General features: G+C 27.7%; 14 protein-coding genes and 2 tRNA genes. 9 read left to right on the forward strand and 7 right to left on the reverse strand.

Annotation, left to right across the window (positions count from 1 at the left end; all coding sequences use genetic code 11):
• A complete protein-coding gene (locus DB318_RS00635) occupies positions 1 to 1,014 on the forward strand; it encodes a DUF4340 domain-containing protein (RefSeq protein WP_151060394.1) in 1,014 nt (337 codons plus the stop codon).
• A gap of 248 nt (positions 1,015 to 1,262) precedes the next feature.
• Here the strand turns inward: DB318_RS00635 and DB318_RS00640 are convergent, their stop codons facing one another.
• Positions 1,263 to 2,462 carry a hypothetical protein gene (locus DB318_RS00640; protein ID WP_151060393.1) on the reverse strand — a complete coding sequence of 400 codons (1,200 nt, stop codon included), beginning with the start codon at positions 2,460 to 2,462 and terminating at the stop codon, positions 1,263 to 1,265.
• 98 nt (positions 2,463 to 2,560) lie between these two features.
• Between DB318_RS00640 and DB318_RS00645 the strand changes: the two genes are divergently transcribed.
• From DB318_RS00645 to DB318_RS00655, 3 genes are read left to right on the forward strand one after another with little or no spacing between them, the layout of a single operon-like run.
• A complete protein-coding gene (locus DB318_RS00645) occupies positions 2,561 to 3,016 on the forward strand; it encodes a septum formation initiator family protein (protein ID WP_151060392.1) in 456 nt (151 codons plus the stop codon).
• 6 nt (positions 3,017 to 3,022) lie between these two features.
• A complete protein-coding gene (locus DB318_RS00650; protein WP_151073664.1) occupies positions 3,023 to 4,003 on the forward strand; it encodes an ABC transporter permease subunit in 981 nt (326 codons plus the stop codon).
• On the forward strand, positions 4,003 to 4,863 hold the full coding sequence (locus DB318_RS00655; RefSeq protein WP_151074117.1) for an ABC transporter permease subunit: 861 nt from the start codon (positions 4,003 to 4,005) through the stop codon (positions 4,861 to 4,863). Before DB318_RS00650 ends, DB318_RS00655 begins: the two co-directional genes overlap by 1 nt.
• Positions 4,864 to 4,872: 9 nt before the next feature.
• On the opposite strand, the gene DB318_RS00660 is transcribed toward DB318_RS00655, so the two are convergent.
• Positions 4,873 to 5,490, reverse strand: a complete 618-nt coding sequence (locus DB318_RS00660) for an endonuclease III domain-containing protein (protein ID WP_151074118.1) — start codon at positions 5,488 to 5,490, stop codon at positions 4,873 to 4,875.
• A gap of 116 nt (positions 5,491 to 5,606) precedes the next feature.
• Between DB318_RS00660 and DB318_RS00665 the strand changes: the two genes are divergently transcribed.
• Both DB318_RS00665 and DB318_RS00670 read left to right on the forward strand, forming a co-directional pair.
• Positions 5,607 to 5,680, forward strand: a tRNA-Arg gene (locus DB318_RS00665).
• Between the two features lie 7 nt (positions 5,681 to 5,687).
• Positions 5,688 to 5,760: transfer RNA gene (locus DB318_RS00670), tRNA-Pro, on the forward strand.
• A gap of 81 nt (positions 5,761 to 5,841) precedes the next feature.
• Here the strand turns inward: DB318_RS00670 and DB318_RS00675 are convergent.
• The 3 genes from DB318_RS00675 to DB318_RS00685 form a co-directional block, all read right to left on the reverse strand.
• Positions 5,842 to 7,917, reverse strand: a complete 2,076-nt coding sequence (locus DB318_RS00675; RefSeq protein WP_151074119.1) for a P83/100 family protein — start codon at positions 7,915 to 7,917, stop codon at positions 5,842 to 5,844.
• Between the two features lie 104 nt (positions 7,918 to 8,021).
• Positions 8,022 to 9,701, reverse strand: coding sequence for a PQQ-binding-like beta-propeller repeat protein (locus tag DB318_RS00680; RefSeq protein WP_151060387.1), 1,680 nt, complete (start codon positions 9,699 to 9,701; stop codon positions 8,022 to 8,024).
• Positions 9,702 to 9,736: 35 nt separating this feature from the next.
• Positions 9,737 to 11,368 (reverse strand): ABC-F family ATP-binding cassette domain-containing protein, encoded by a 1,632-nt coding sequence (locus DB318_RS00685; protein WP_151060386.1) that lies wholly within the window; start codon positions 11,366 to 11,368, stop codon positions 9,737 to 9,739.
• 143 nt (positions 11,369 to 11,511) lie between these two features.
• On the opposite strand from DB318_RS00685, the gene groES reads away from it, so the two are divergent.
• The 3 genes from groES (at position 11,512) to DB318_RS00700 (ending at position 13,476) form a co-directional block, all read left to right on the forward strand.
• Complete coding sequence (gene groES / locus DB318_RS00690) at positions 11,512 to 11,784, forward strand: co-chaperone GroES (RefSeq protein ID WP_151060385.1); 273 nt, start codon at positions 11,512 to 11,514, stop codon at positions 11,782 to 11,784.
• A gap of 307 nt (positions 11,785 to 12,091) precedes the next feature.
• A complete protein-coding gene (mnmC2, locus tag DB318_RS00695; RefSeq protein WP_151060384.1) occupies positions 12,092 to 12,784 on the forward strand; it encodes a tRNA (5-methylaminomethyl-2-thiouridine)(34)-methyltransferase MnmC2 in 693 nt (230 codons plus the stop codon).
• Positions 12,785 to 12,879: 95 nt separating this feature from the next.
• Entirely contained in the window at positions 12,880 to 13,476 is a 597-nt protein-coding gene (locus tag DB318_RS00700) for a hypothetical protein (RefSeq protein ID WP_151060383.1), read from the forward strand.
• 177 nt (positions 13,477 to 13,653) lie between these two features.
• On the opposite strand, the gene valS is transcribed toward DB318_RS00700, so the two are convergent.
• Together valS and DB318_RS00710 are read right to left on the reverse strand one after the other, a co-directional pair.
• On the reverse strand, positions 13,654 to 16,281 hold the full coding sequence (gene valS / locus DB318_RS00705) for a valine--tRNA ligase (RefSeq protein ID WP_151074120.1): 2,628 nt from the start codon (positions 16,279 to 16,281) through the stop codon (positions 13,654 to 13,656).
• Complete coding sequence (locus tag DB318_RS00710) at positions 16,278 to 17,273, reverse strand: tRNA dihydrouridine synthase (protein WP_151074121.1); 996 nt, start codon at positions 17,271 to 17,273, stop codon at positions 16,278 to 16,280. Before DB318_RS00710 ends, valS begins: the two co-directional genes overlap by 4 nt.
• Positions 17,274 to 17,316 lie beyond the last annotated feature (43 nt).

The raw sequence follows: 17,316 nt of genomic DNA on the forward strand, positions 1-17,316 counted from the left end.
ATGACAAAGCTAAAAATATTCTCAATCAATAAAGAAAAAATAAAAATATTGATAATAATAGTGTTAACATCTACGTTCTTATTGGGAATAATTTTTTCAAATGAAAATAAAGTAGCAAGAATACTGGAAGAAAAATTTTTTGATTTTGACTTGAATTTAATTTCTAAGATTGAAACAGAACTTGAAGGAACACTAACAAAACTTGGCAAAGATTGGATACTAACATATAACAAGCAAAATATTCCCGTTGACAATAAAAAGGTTAATTCTCTAATCAAGGCATTAGACGAGCTTCAAAAAAATAAACTTGTAAGTAGAGATCAAAAAAAACATAAAGAACTGGGAATTGGAGAAAACCCAAGTTTCAAATTATTTGACAATAATAATAAACTGTTAACAGAAATTTTTGTTGGAAAATCAGGAGAAGGCGATTCAAGATTGGCATACATCAAAGGTAGTGACAAAAATGTCTACTTAACAAAAAATATTTTCTTATCATACAAAGGGAATTCTTATAATACATTTTCAGATACTACATTATTTCAAGAAAAAAACACAAAATTGGAAAATTTATCATTCAAAATAATAAGAAAATTAAACAAAGAAAATGAAAATAATATAAATAATAACTATGAGGTTACAACTAAAGATGGTCTTTATTTTTTAAATAACCAAAAAATATCAAAGGAAAGGCCTTTAAATATTATTGCTGAATTTAAAGCTGATGGACTTGAAATTGATAAATTTAAAATAAATGACTATAAGCTTCAATACAAAATTGAAATCAAATGGAGCAATAAAAGTGTTAACAATATGGAGGTTTATTTTAATAAAGACGAAGAAAATGACAAAGATATATTAATCAAAAAAGATAAAGATGAATATTACTATATGACTAGTAAATGGACTTTTTTTGATGTATTTAACTTAGAAAAAAAATTAATGGAAAAAGATAATACCTCTAACAATGATAATCAAGAAGATAGCCATGAACATCACAATAATACAGATTAATTTTGCTATGCATTAAAAAGAATAAAAAACAAAACATATAAAAATAAATATAATAAAATGCAACCACAACAATAAACAACATTTTATCAAAAAATAAGATGTTGTTTTGTTTTTTACCGATAAGTTAATCTTTTAAATTAAAATTAATATGTTAGTTAAAACAAAAAATAGTCTGTCTGTCAAAAATTAATTTAATAAATACTTTAATACTTTAATAGAAAAAATAAAATTTAAATGAATAGATTCTTTTAACCTTTAGTGTCTTTAGTAAGTAAAAATTTAACTTTTTTTAAAACTTCATACTCTTGTTTAATTTTAAAAACATTTCTATTAGGATTTAATTCAAGCTCGCTTTCTACCCTATCAATGAAATTTATTAATATGGCTTTTTCATCGTTATTTAGCGCAACGTTACTTAAAGATTCTTCAGCATTAAATTTGTTCACAACTTTTTCAACATCATTAAAATTAATATTAGAAAAAGAATGATCCTCAGTTATATTTTGAGAACTGGGCTTTTCACAATTAGCAATATCACTGCTTTTGCCTTGATCTGCTTCATCTCTCAAATTTTTATCTGAATCATTAGAAAAAGGGCCTTCAATAGCTTGAGAATTCAAGTCCTTTTTTAAAATGCTTTCAAAGTCATCAATTTCTTTTAACTCAAGACTTTCATCAGAACTCTTAAGAATAGTAGAATTACCGCTGTCCTCATGCTCAATGTTTTCATTCTCATCAATTAAATCTAAATGTTGTTTTTTATCTAAAGAACTCTCCAATTTTTCATTATGACCGTTATTGTTTTCATTCTCATCAATTAAATCTAAATGCTGTTTTTTATCTAAAGAACTCTCCAATTTTTCATTATGATTTAACTCAATATTTTCTAAAAAGACATTATCGCTTGCAAAATCAATACCTTCTTTTTCAAGAAAATTATTAGAAAAATTATCAGACATATGTAAATTGTTGGTCAAATTAGAATCTTTATCTCTATTAAATTTAACACCGTGTCGAACCCCTTCATTTTCTTTTGGAACATAATTGATACCTTCAAGCAACGCATCTAATTCTTCTTGTCCAATAGAAATATTAGGCAAATTGTCTTCTTTTTTAGAAAATGAATCGTCAATCTCAGAAGAATTTTTTTCAAAATCTTTCGAATCATAAGCAATAAAATCTCTTTTTGCAAGCCTAAGCCCATTATCAAGCATTTCTTTTTCAACTCTCTCAACACGAAGCTCAACATCCTTTAAACAATTAATCAACTCGCCATGCCTTTCTTTTAATATGTTATCTAGTTTTAAAAGCTTTTCATCCAAAAAAAATTTAATATTATCTGATGCTGTAGGAACAATATCAACAGAATCATTTCTTAAGAATACTTTTTCTATATCAAAATCAACTTCCTTAGGACCTTCTTTGATAAAAAAAATGTTTTTCTTCATGCCAAACCTGCTCTCCAAAACCACCCAATATAACTACAATCTAAATCAACTTTAACTACTTGTAAATATAGTATATTAAGAATATAATTACAAGCTATATGACTATTTATAAAAAAATTGCAATGTCTTTTTACTCAGGAATACTAAGCTATTTTATAATAGCTCCCATATTTGGAGAGAGAGGATTTGTCAATTATCAAAAATTGGACAACAATTTAACATTAATAAAAAATCACATCGAAAAACTAAAAGAAATTCAAAAAGAATTAAAAGCAAGATATATTAATTTGCAAGTATCTAAATCCGAAATTCTAAAAGAAGCCAACAAATTGGGCTACTACCCAAAAAACTCAACAGTAATAAAGATTAATAATAAAGATCAATATAACCAAGGGCAAATATTAACCTTACAAAAACCCATTTCCAAGAATCAAAATTTTTGCCTTATATCAATAGCAATAGGTTTAATTTATTATTTTTTATCAAGCTGCATTATCCAAACCAAAAAAATTACAAAAAGCAATAACCTTGCTTCCGACAGTTCTAAGGATTAGTCTTTATTGAAAGTATTTATTTTTAAAAATATAATATATTTATTAATTAATTTAATTTGTGCATCATTTTTTTGCATATCGTTAGTAAATTTTTTTTCAAATGAAAGCCAGTACAATCCTTTTGTTAAAACAAATATCCTAAAAAAATATTTGCAATACATTGGAATATGCAAAAGTATAAAAAAATATACCCTGATACATGATTTCAATCCTAAATTAAAATTAGAAAAAAATTGCTTTTTAAAGCATATAGCCGGCAATTCATATATAGTATACAAAACAAAAAATGAAGGAATACTATGGGGTGATTATCGGTACTCTTTACTGAGTAAAGGAAAATCAACCACTAAAATAATTTTTAACAAACTATTTAATACTTTAAAAATCTCAATTCCAGGCGCCCTACTCTCTTATATTGTAGCAATAGTCCTTATTATAATTTGGAAACTTTACATAAAAAATAACCTAATAAATAATTTTCTAGAATATTTAATGCTATTACTCCACTCCATGCCAAGAAACTTAACAGTATTTTTAATACTGTCTTTAATATATTGCTTAAATTTAAATCCAAAAAATTTAATAATAGGTGGATTTGCATGGTTTTTTTCATTCTTTATATTCAATTCTGTAATTTTTAAACAATCTCTTGACAAAACTTTATCAGAATTTTACATAAAAGCTGCAAAATCAAGAGGAATAAATAAATTACAAATAATCTTAAAACATGCATTAATTCCATCAATAACACCATTACTTACAAACATGAGGCCTATTATTACAACGGCTTTTTTTGGAGCATCGATGATTGAATCAATGTTTGAAATTGATGGAGTTGGGGCCTTATATTTAAATGCTTTAAAATACAACGATTATGTTATTTCTAAAGATTTGATTTTTATTGGTGTTTTCATTATGCTTATTCCAAATATAATAACAGATATACTAATTTACAAAATCAACCCATATAAGGATACGCTAAGCTAATGAAATCAGATATAATCATAAAAAAAATTTATATAGTACTCTTCAACATATTTATTATATTGTTAATCATTACTCCAGAATTGGTTAATGAAAATTCAAAAATTGCAATCTACAAAAAAAATCCAAATAAAGTTTATTTAAAATCTATCAAAAAAATTCCTATGCCACCCACAAAAGATAATCCACTAGGAATTGACAAAATGGGAAGAGATATTATGGCAAGATTAATAATTGCAACCAGAAATTCTATTCTACTCTCACTAAGCTACGCAACAATTTCTGCAATAATTGGAATCTTCATTGGAACAATAATTGGCATGTTTAGTTTTGAAATTTGCATGCTAATTTCAAAACCAATCGAAACATTGCAAACATTGCCTTTTTTTTATATTGTGTCTCTAGTTTTTTACTACTTTTTAAAACAAAAAACTTACAATATGCTTCAAACAGCAACACTATTGGCATTAATTCATGGATGGATTAGGTTTGCTTTTATTGCAAGAAACAATACATTGATAATAAAAAATTTAGATTATATTAAAGCCAGTGAAGCTATGGGAGCAAGCAAAATTAGAATAGTATTAAATCACATCTTTCCAGAAGTATTCTCATCAATATCATCTATAATCCCATTGCAAATGGCAAGAAGTCTTACCACTTTTGAAGTAGTAAGCTTTTTACAAAAACAAGATAAAAATTTATATCCCAGTCTTGGAGAACTACTCAACTATATGGAAATGGGTAACAAATATCTATGGATATGGATCAACCCCCTACTCATATTAATAAGTATAAACATAATACTAGCAATAATAAATTTAAAGCTGAGAAAAAAAATGAAACATTTAATCTCATCTTAACTAAAAAAATTAGCAAACTCTTGGAGCAAGTCTTTCTAAAAAACAATTAACACAACTTAAATTTCTAGAAGTGCAAATTTCTCTTCCATGCTTATTAATAGCCATAGAAAATCTATACTGTTTGCAAGGTTCTATTTTTCTTTTTAGATCCAGTTCAATCTTAATAGGAGACTTTTCCAAAGAAAGAGCATGTCTTGTAATAACTCTGCTAAAATGGGTATCTACAATAATTGCAGGCTTATTGTAAACAGATCCAAGAATAACATTTGCCGTTTTCCGACCTACTCCGGGTAGCTTAACAAGATCAAAAATATTATTTGGAATAACACCATTAAATTTTTCCAAAACATCAATAGAGCAATTTACAATACTTTTAGCTTTCCTTGAATAAAAACCGGTCTTATAAATTAATTTTTCAACATCTCTCACATCTGCTCTTGACAAACTTTCAAAATTTCCATACCTTTCAAAAAGATCCGGAGAAATTTTATTTACCAAATTATCTGTTGTTCTTGCACTTAAAATTACCATTATTAAAAGTTCATAATGATTTTTATAATTTAAGAAAGGTTTAACATCAGGATACCTAAACAAAGTTTCATCAACAATCAAATCAAGATTAATCATAAAAAAAATTATAAAACATTATAAACACAAAACAAAAAATATACAAAGTAAAGGTATCTAGATTTTATTGACAAGGATTTTTCAAAATGATATACTCATCATTAGCGTTTTTAAAAGCACTAATAGCTCAATTGGATAGAGCAACAGACTTCTAATCTGTAGGTTTTAGGTTCGAGTCCTAATTGGTGCGCTTCATTCGGGATGTGGCCTAGTGGCTAAGGCACCTGCTTTGGGAGCAGGGGATCGTGAGTTCGAATCCCACCATCCCGAAAAAATACTTAAAACTTAAAAAGCTAAAAACAAAGTTTTTAGCTTTTTAATAATTTTCACAAATCCAATAAAACTACAAAATCATTCAACTTTCTTTAAAGAATTTAAATCTAAAGTAATAAGGCTCTTAAACTCGTCTTGCAAATAAATAAAATTATTTCTCACAGAAAAACTAGTAAAAGGCAAGATTTTATTCTCTGAAAGAATAAACTGATCTAAACTTTTAGGAGAGAATTTAGCCAATCTCCAATCATTATTACTATCCTTAACAACTACCAAAATCATTTTAGAGTCAACATAAAGAGATGAATTTTTATTAATCTCAAAATTAGACTCTGATATCACTTTTAAATTCTCAAGTTTATTAAGTATCTGAAGCTTGGCTTTCCCTGAATCCATTTTAATAACAACTAAATCTTTTTCACGTTCATAAATTCCATACCGGTGAATGCCTTGTTGAGTACTTTTTTGGAGTCTAACACCAGTAGTTAAATCAATAAGTTGGAGCGTTCCTAAATTTGTAATTGGATCGATAACCTCCAAAAATACAGGACTACTGGAATCTGTAGACATAGTAGTCAAATCCCTATTTAAAAAATCAGATTGGCTTTTAATTGGGGACTTAGTTTCTTGCAAGTCAACATCTTTGTTATCTACGCCCGATTTTGAATCAATGTCTTTATAAGAAGAATTATCTAAAGGTGATGATTCGCTATCATTGTTGTTAGACTTGGAAATTTTATCTACTTTATCAACCTCAGAAACAGGTTTTAAATCTTTTTTACTATCTAATTTTTTATCCCCAGATAATTTTTCATCTTCAAGTGTCATAAGATTTTTGTTATTATTTAAATCATCTAAACTTGCCTGTGATTTGCCTTTGATTACTTCTTCTTCCTTGCCTTCAATTTTTTCTTTACTAGAATCTTTAGAATTTAAATCTCGATTAAGATCTAATGCTTTATCTTTACTTTTTAAAAGCTCTTCATCATTTTTTTTGATTTCAATTTGCTTTTCAATTTCTCTTTTTTGATTTTCATCACTAGTTTCTTTAAGCTGCTCCTGCAAATCTTCTAGGCTCTCTTTTATCTGTAGCTGTTTATCAGCTTTAGGAGAACTTACATCACCAGGTTTTGGCAAATTCTTTTCTTTATTAATCTCGTTAATATCCTCTTGAATCTTCTCTCTAACAGTATCCCTTTGAATATCTAAATTATCTTCATAAGAATCTAATTTTTGTTGGGCTTTATCAAGATTGATTATCTTTTTATCCAGTTCTTCTTTTTGTTTCTTTTTAGCATCAACCTGACTTTCAATCTCTTTTCTATGTTCTTCATCTGTAGCCTTTTCAAGCTGATCTCTTAAATTCTCAATAGTCTCTGTTATATTAGAATCACTTTCATGAATATTGTCTAATTCAAGATCAATTTTATCTTGATCTGCTTTATGGGTTTCGCCTTGAATGTCTGTAATATCTCTTGCAAAGTTAACACCTGCTTCATTCTCACTCAAAAGAGCTGACACCACTTTATCTGTAACTAAACTGTCAATATCAATGTCAGACTCAACATTTCCAGATAAAATATTTTTTTTAAGAGGAATAAATATTTGTGTATTACCAGCCCATTGACTGTACACCCTGGAAAGACCTGCATTTCCTTTGGTTAAAGACTTCAAAGCAGGCTCAATATAAAAACCTTTATAATAATCCAAATCTCCCCTATAAACAGCATTATATATTGTAATAACCTTAGCAATTAATTCCGCACTAGATCTCTCATAATCGAAAGACTTCATTAAATACCCTGTAAGAATTCTTCTTAGATTTAAGATGCTATCAAGCTGTGACTTAATGCCAATAGAAAAAACATCAACACTTGCTTTTTTATCTTGATCATCAATAAATCTATTAATAAAATATTTACCATAATAGCTTGAGCTGCTATTGGAATTGATTAACGGCCTTGCTAAAAACTCCCCAATACCCACTATCTGTTCGTATGTATTTGTAGAATCATAAGGACCTTTATAATTTACAAACTCAAGATCCATATTAACAAAATCCTTTAATTTCTCCTTATCAACTTCCCTTGCATTAAGAGGAAGTCCATTCAAAAAGATAAGAAAAAAACTAAAGATTAGTAACATTTTTTTCATAAAAGAAATTCTCCTATAAATTTAATTATAATCTACCTTACCAACTAAATTCACTAATTTAAACCTAATTTTAACATAATCAGATTTATATACAAAACAGCTATTCAGTCTTGAATGCTTGAAATAATTTCATTAATATAATTGTTAATATTTTCAGAAAAATTTTGCCGTCTCATAAACATTAATAAATTTAGATACTTATGTTTACAAAGTTTAAGAAGTTTGTCTGTTGAATTTAAAATTATATTTCTCAAATTTAAGATTACAGAATAAGCTATTTCTAAATTGCCTTGGTAATTTAACACTATATGCTGGATGTAGTTATATATAATACAATTTTGCCCATAATAATTTTCAAACTTGGTAATAGTTTGCACTATGGTAATTATATTATTAATATCTCTTTCTCTAATTGCTAAATTAATAAAACTCTTAATTGAAAATTCATCATTAACATATACAAAATATCTATAAAGCTTGCCCCTTGAAATAATTCTATCAAATCCCTTTTCTGGCAAAAGCCACACATTAAAAGCTTTTTTATATAAATTTAAATATTTTTTGGGGAAATTTCCATCTTTATTTGCAAGAAAATCTAAAATCCCTAAAAATTTATCATAAGCAGCATCACTATAGCTAGAATTAAGAATTTCATCAAGAAGTAAATAATTTTCATCATAATCTACAAAACCCTTCTCTTTTAAATCTATCCTACCTTGATTGTATTTATTACCTCTAAAATGATTCCATACACTAACATCAAACTCTTTGTCGTATTCGTAATAATAAGTACTAAGAACCCAATCGCCCCCCCCTACGACAATAATACCCGAATTAGCAGTAAGTCCTGACAAATCCTTAAGATTAGCATCTACAAAAGATGGCTCAAAATCTTCTTCAAAAGACAAAATTCCATTTGATTTGGTTGAAATTAAAAGATTTCTATTATTATAAAGAATAGCTTTCTCAATCTCAAGGTTCATTTTTTTTTTGAATTTAAGCTTAAAATTTCTACTTAAATTAAAAAGTATACCAACACTTGAAATTGCTACATATTCGCCATTAAACTTTTCAAACAAAAAATTAATAGGAAAGCCTAGCTTAACAGAGTTAACAACTTCTCCAAAATCTCTCCCATAAGCAACAATATGACCTGACTTATGACCAACAACTACCTCTTTTTTTGTATTTATCATTAACAAAAAAGGAAAAGCAACCAGCCTGGAAAACCATTTCTTATTACCCAAAGAATCAAACAAAAATATTTCATCATTTTCACTTGCAATGCAAAAATCACCATTATCAAAAACTACAGGAGAAGTAACAGATCTGCCACCTAAGTTGACTTCAAATATTTTTTTCCCACTATTTAAATCAATAGAAACAACCTCCTTATTAACAAGAGGGATTAAAATGCTAGCATTACCTATGGCAGGAGGATGCAAAGGTGAAAATTTGAGCTTATACTTCCAAACAAGCTTTCCTCTTTTGATCTTTTGAACTTCATTTCTAACTGTAATAACATAATACCCATTATCAAAATCTTTCAAAAGAAAAGGATGTGGAACCCTATTTAATCTATAAGAATATTTTTTTTCAAATGACATTGTATAAGTAGTCAACCACCTATCTTTTGTTAAAACCGTAATAGTATCACGTTTTTCATCAATAATTGGATTGCCCACAATTTTACCAGTTAATGCTTTTTGAAAATATAAATTAATATTAGAATAAAGCCTTAAAAAAGAAGTTGAAAAGACAAATATGAAAAGTACACATCTCAAAATAAAAAACCTTTTAACTTTTAAAAAAACTGCTGCTAAAGATTAAAACCAGCATTATCACCATAAAGGCTATTTCTCAGATCCCTAATCTTAGTATCATCAACATACTCAGAAAAATTCATGTGTCGATCAATTATTCCATTGGGAGTAAACTCGATAATTCTATTAGCAACAGTATCTATAAATTGATGGTCATGAGATGTAAAAAGAACAACTCCTTTAAACTCCTTAAGCCCAGCATTTAAAGATGTAATTGCTTCAAGATCTAAGTGGTTTGTAGGCTGATCTAGTATTAAAACATTTGCTCCGCTAAGCATAACCTTAGCAAGCATACATCTTACTTTTTCTCCTCCTGAGAGAACATTTACTTTTTTTAAAGCTTCGTCTTGACTGAAAAGCATTCGACCTAAAAATCCTCTAATATAAGTTTCATCTTGTTCTTTTGAATACTGACGCAACCAATCAACTAAATTTAAATCTAAATCGAAATATTTTCCATTATCCTTATTAAAATATGAAAAATTAACAGTAGAGCCCCATTCATAATGACCTTTATAATTTTTATCTTCATTTGTAATAATGTCAAACAAAAAAGTTGCAAACATGGGATTTCCCAAAAAAATAATCTTTTGCTGGGGTTCAACAACAATACTAAATTTATTTAAAATTAAATTCCCTTCAAATTCTTTTATCAAATTTTTAATTGTAAGAACATTTTTACCAAGCTCTCTTTCGCTTTTGAAATTAACATAAGGAAACTTCCTTGAAGAAGGTTTCAAATCTTCAACCCTTATTTTTTCAATCAACTTTTTCCTTGATGTTGCTTGCCTAGACTTAGACGCATTGCTAGAAAATCTTTGAATAAATGCCTTAAGTTCAGCAATTTTATCTTCAGATCGCTTTTTAGCATCTTTTAGTTGCTTGTTTAAAATCTGGCTTGTTTCATACCAAAAATCATAATTTCCAAGATACACTTGAATCTTTCCATAATCAATATCAACAATATGGGTGCAAACTTGATTTAAAAAATGTCTATCGTGAGACACAACAATAACTGTATTTTCAAAATTAATTAAAAACTCTTCTAACCATTTAACAGATTGTAGATCAAGATTATTGGTAGGCTCATCAAGAAGCAATATATCAGGATCACCAAAAAGCGCTTGCGCTAAAAGAACTCTAACCTTTAAAGACCCTTCAATATCGCTCATTAAATTATTATGAATTGACTCATCTATTCCAAGACCTTTAAGAAGAACTGCCGCATCAGATTCAGCCTCGTATCCTCCAAGCTCTGAAAATTCTGCTTCGAGCTCCCCGGCTCTAATTCCATCCTCATCGCTAAAGTCAAGTTTATTGTAAATTTCATCTTTTTCCCTTTGAACAGAATAAAGTCTTTTGTGACCCATAATAACAGTATCTATAACCTTATATGCATCATAGGCAAATTGATCTTGTTCAAGAGCCGCTACTCTTTGATTTTTAGGAATAAATATTTCACCCTTAGTAGATTCAATCATTCCACCTAGTACTTTTAAAAACGTGCTTTTTCCTGCCCCATTAGCACCAATTATTCCATAACAATTTCCAGAAGAAAATTTAATATTTACATCTTTGAATAAAACTCTCTCTCCAAATGCAACTTCCAAATTATTTACAGTTATCAAACCATTACCCTGCCTAAAATTGATATTCTAATAAGAAAATTATCTTGAAAATTAATTTAATTTTCAAGCACTATATAAATATATTGACTCAACTCTCAATTTTTTCGTATATTTAATATTATTAACATAAGGAGATGTTTGAAATGAAGAATATTAAGCCTTTAGCTGATAGAGTTTTAATAAAAATCAAAGAAGCTGAGAGTAAAACAATCTCAGGACTTTACATACCAGAAAATGCAAAAGAAAAAACAAATATTGGAACAGTTATAGCCATCGGCTCTAAGAAAGAAGAGATCACTGTAAAAGTTGGCGATACTGTACTTTATGAAAAGTATGCAGGAGCTGCTGTAAAAATCGAAAATAGAGAACATTTAATACTAAAAGCAAAAGAAATAGTTGCAATAATAGAAGAGTAAGAAGCTAAGTTTAGCCACTTAGCTTTAAGCTTAATAAAAAATGTATCATAAAAATTACTGAAAATAGGGTTTTAGTATGAATAAAAAAATGGCTGCGACTTAAAAAGAAAGTAAAAATGGTGCAAAGTTTTGTATTTTTAAAAGAAGAATTATTAAAATTTATAAATACTTATAAATCAAAATTTTTATTAAGACTTGCGGCCTTGAATTAAGATTGCAAGTTTATCATAAAAACTTATTATTCTGATCAATCAAATTAAAAATTTCAAGCTTACAGGATGCTGTAAGCTTGAAAAAGTGAACTTAAATGAAAAATCTAATTTTTAAAGAGAAAACCATATATTCAAGCAAATTTGATGACATATATTACAATCCAAAGTATGGAATTGAAGAGAGTTTTTATACATTTATTAAAGGTTGCAATCTGGATTTAGAATTAAAAACAAAAGAAAATCTTTTAATAGCAGAGTTAGGATTTGGAACAGGATTAAACTTTATATGTCTTTTAAAATTCATAAAAGAAAACAACATAACCTCAAAGATTAATTATTATTCTATAGAAAAATTTCCACTTAAAAAACACACAATAATGCAAATTTCAAAATTCTTCACTAAAGAGATCCCTTATTTCAAATTAATGTTAAAACGTTATCCTAAAATTCCAAAAAAAAATTTAAAACTAAAAATAACAGAAAATGTTAATTTAAAAATTTTAATTGGAAGTGCTAAAATAAAAATTAAAGAAATTCCAAAAAATGTAGAATACTGGTTTTTAGATGGATTTAATCCTAAAAAAAACCCTGAAATGTGGAACAATGAAATATTTAATTTAATTGCTAAAAAAAGCAGTCCAGAATGCAAACTTTCAACATTTTCCTCTGCACGAATCGTAAAAGATGGCTTAAAACTTGCTAATTTCAAATACATCCATATAGAAAAAGGATTTGGAAATAAAAGGCATATGATAAGGGCTCAAAAAACTAAAAAATTACTTTTTTAATGCCTTAGACAAAAATCAAAATTCTAGACAAAAACCTAATACAAAAATATTCAACGAATATGATACACTATAAAATAGCAAAAAGGAGAAATTTAATGTCAAAAAAAGTATTTGCTATAGTTTTAGTATTTTTAATATCTAATAATTATATTTTTGCAAAAGACACAATCAAGGATTTGTTTTTTATAAAAGATATATCAATAAAAAAAGAAAAATATTCTGAAGTCCTAAGTAATGCGAGCCTTGAGGGTATTATTGAAATTGAACATAAGGGATCATACATTAAAGATTATGATTCAAAAGTTAAACTTATCCTAAAAGAAAACGGATATAGAAGAAATTTTAGCTTTTTCAATCTTTTAAATACTAGCAATATAATCAGAAGTTTAAGCTTATTTGACGAGAGACCAAAAAGCATTAAAGAAAATGAAATCATATTATTGGGCACAAAAATGATTAAAGAAAATCCCAATAGACGATACAAAGACGATGATGATTTTGAATTAAAGCTAAGCACAACTCGAAAAGGTAATCAAATTTATTTAATTCTTGATTTTGATTTTCTCTTTAGTCGAAGAAAAACGTTTCCATCAATTTATATCAAAGAAGAAGATGTATCAACAATAATAAACAGCTTCATAAAACTACAAGATTCAAACTTTTTATCCCCTCAAACATTCCCTAACAATTAGGAGTGCAAAATAGCTATTAACAAAAAGCATAACTTTTGCTTAAAGTTAAAGGCTAGCCCAATAAATTAATTACATAAACAATTAGGAGTGCAAATGCTATTAACAAAAAGCACACCTTTTTGCTTAAAGTTAAAGGCTAGCCCAATAAATTAATTACATAATAATTTTTCACCTTTTTTACAGATTTTTTAAATTAAAAATATACCTATTTATCTTATCAATTAAAGAAGAAAATTCTACAAATTTTAATTTTTCAGATTCAATAATTTCTTTAGGAGCATTCATTAAAAAATTTTCATTTTCAAGTTTCTTTGAAACAGAAATCTTAAGCATTTTATACTTTTCAAGCTGCTTTTTAAGCCTTATTAACTCCTTAGTTTTATTTATCAATGACCTAACATCTGCATAAATTTCAAAACCAACTGCAGGCACACCAAGCATGTCATCATAATTTTCATTATAAAATATATTTTTAAAATTAATCATCTTTTTTGCAATGCTTTCATTAGCCTTAAAGTATCTCCCATATTTAAAGTCAACATCAAACTTCAAAGCAACATCGATCTCAACACTAGAAGATATATTAAATTCACTCTTAAGTGTTCTAACAGCCACAATGAAAGTTTTAAATACTTTAAAACTTTCAAATTCTTCTTGAAAATTGTTAGCAATATCAAAACTTGGATATTCACTTAAGGCTAAAATATCTCCTTTTTCTGAAAATTCAGAAAAAATTTTTTCTGTAACAAAAGGAATAAACGGATGTAAAATTAACAATACTTTTTTAAGAAAAAATAACAACTTAGAAACAGCCATATTCTGAATATCAACATTTTCACTATTCAAATCAATTTTACTAATTTCAATATACCAATCACAAAAATCATTCCAAAAAAACTCGTAAACAAATTTTGAAGCTTCATTGTATTTATAATTTGCAAAAGAAGACTCTACACCAAGAATGGTTGAATTTAAGCTTGTAAGCAACCATTTGTCAATGTCATTAAATTCCAAATCATTTACTATTTCTCTATTTTTTAAATTTAAAAGAATAAATTTAGAAGCATTAAAAACTTTGTTTGCAAATTTAGCTCCAAGCATAAAATCTTTAGCATCAATATTTAAATCTTGACCTTGAACAGATAAAAAGGATAAAGTAAATCTCAAAGAATCACTTCCATACTTATGAATAATGTCAAGAGGATCTATTCCATTGCCTAAAGACTTTGACATTTTTTTACCTTGTTTATCACGCAAAAGAGGGGTAATATAAACATCTTTAAAAGGAATTTGCCCTGTAAATTCTAATCCCGCCATTACCATTCTTGCAACCCAAAAAAATATTATATCGTAAGCTGTAATCAAGGTATTTGTTGGATAATAATTTTTAAAATCAACAGTATCATCAGGCCATCCAAGCGAAGAAAAAGGCCATAGCCAAGAAGAAAACCAAGTGTCAAGAACATCTGGATCTTGAACAAACCTCTTGCCCTTATTCTTTTCATCTAAAGAAGGATCAGTATCACTAACAATAATCTCAGATGTATCAATATTGTACCAAGCTGGTATTCTATGTCCCCAAACAAGCTGCCTTGATATACACCAATCTCTAATATTTGATAACCAATATTTATATGTATTTTCCCACTTTTTAGGATAAAATTTTAATTCACCATTCTCTAAAGCCTTTAACGCTTTGTCTGCTAAAGGCTTCATACTCACAAACCACTGAGTAGACAAATAAGGTTCAATAACCTCACCCGATCGATAACAATGACCAACCTGTTGTCTATGTTTTTTTACACATTGTAAAAATCCTTTTTCCATTAATTCTATCTCTATTTTAGATCTTGCATCCTTTATCCTTAATCCTTGATACTGTAAAGGAACATTTTTATTAAGTTTCCCATCTTGAGTTAAAATATTAACCTTGGGAATATTATGCCTTTTTGAAATTTCAAAATCATTAGGATCATGTGCAGGAGTAACTTTTAAAGCCCCAGTACCAAAGGTGCTATCAACATAAAAATCTGCAATAATTTTTATTTTTTTAGTTGTCAAAGGAATAGTAACATCTTTGCCAACTAAAGACTTATATCTCTCATCATTGGGATTAACAGCAATAGCAGCATCCCCAAACATCGTCTCGGGTCTAGTTGTTGCAATCTCAATAAAAGAAGAATCATCAATAAAATATTTAACAAAATAAAGTTTACCATCAACTTCTTTGTATTCAATCTCTTCATCACTAACAACACTACCAGATCCAGGATCAAGATTAACAAGATACTCACCCCTATAAATCAAGCCTTTAGAATATAAATCCTTAAAAACCTTGTTAACAGCCTTACAAAGACTCTCATCAAGAGTAAACCTTTCTCTTGAGTGATCATAAGATGCCCCAAGTTTTTTTATCTGATTAACAATTATGCTTCTATGCTTATCTTTTAATTTAAAAATTTCTCGAACAAGCTCTTCTCTTTCAAAATCATCCTTACTTTTACCAATATTTTTAAGATGTCTTTCAAAAACAGCCTGTGTTGCTATTCCTGCATGATCTGTTCCAAAAAGCCACAAAGTATTGTGTTTTTTCATTCTTTTATACCTTACAAGAACATCTTGTAAAACAAAATTAAGAGCATGCCCCATGTGCAATATACCAGTAACATTAGGAGGAGGCGCAACCATACTAAATTTTTTAAATAAAGAATTATCTGGAAAAAAAACATTATTTTTAAGCCACTTGTTATAAATTTCATCTTCAAATGCCTTAGAATCATATTTTTCAAGAGATATACAATTCATTGTTTTAAATCTCCTACCATATCAATAACGTTTAAATTTTCAAAAAGCTCTTCATAAGTTTTTGAATTTATAAGATTTGAGAAATACTTACTCTGTTTTTCCTTCTCAGTAAAATATATCTTAAAATATTTTTTAAGTTTATTAAAATCTTTTCCAAGCCCCCAAGTAGCATGAAAATCCTTTATATGGAATTTTAATATATTTAACCTAAAATTTAAATTACTATCCAAAAAGTGTTTTGAAGAGAATTTGAATAAATTTAAATTCTTAAAAATTCCACGACCAAACATAATTCCATCAATTAAATATTTATCAACATAATATCTAGCATCCTTTAGACTCAAAACATCTCCATTGCCAATAATCAGCGTAGAAGGACTAATATCATTTCGCAATTTAACAAGTTCATAAAAAATATCAAAATTAACAGGACCGTCACTCTGATTAACGGCAAGTCTTGGATGAACCGTTAACATATCAATTCCAAAGCCCAACAAAAACCCTAGCCAATCATCAACTTCTGGATATGAAAATCCATGCCTGGTTTTAACACTAAGGGGTAAATTAAATTTCGCGCAAGCTTCTTTGCTTGCCAGGATTATTTCTTTAGCCAAAGATTTATTATTAATTAAAGCTGAACAAACTCCTTTTTTAATTATCTTACTCTTAGGACAACCCATATTAATATCAATCCCCCAAAACCCCTTGCCTCCTAATATTTCTATTGCTCTATAAAATTGCTCGGGAATATTGCCCCAAATTTGAGCAATTAAAGGCCGATTAAGTTCATTGGGCTTTAAAAAAATATGCTGAATAGATTGTTTTGAACCATTTAAAATTCCTTTTACAGAAATAAATTCAGTAAAATAAATATGAGGCTCTCCTTCTCCAGATCCTATTAAGTGAATTAAATTTCTAAAAACAGTATCGGTAACATCCTCCATTGGAGCCAAAATCATAATTGGAAGAGGAATATCAAATAAAAACTTCATAAAATAACTATATAATAATAAAATAGAACTTTAATCAAAGCAA

It is taken from the genome of [Borrelia] turdi (genome assembly GCF_008828755.2).
GTDB lineage: Bacteria > Spirochaetota > Spirochaetia > Borreliales > Borreliaceae > Borreliella > Borreliella turdi.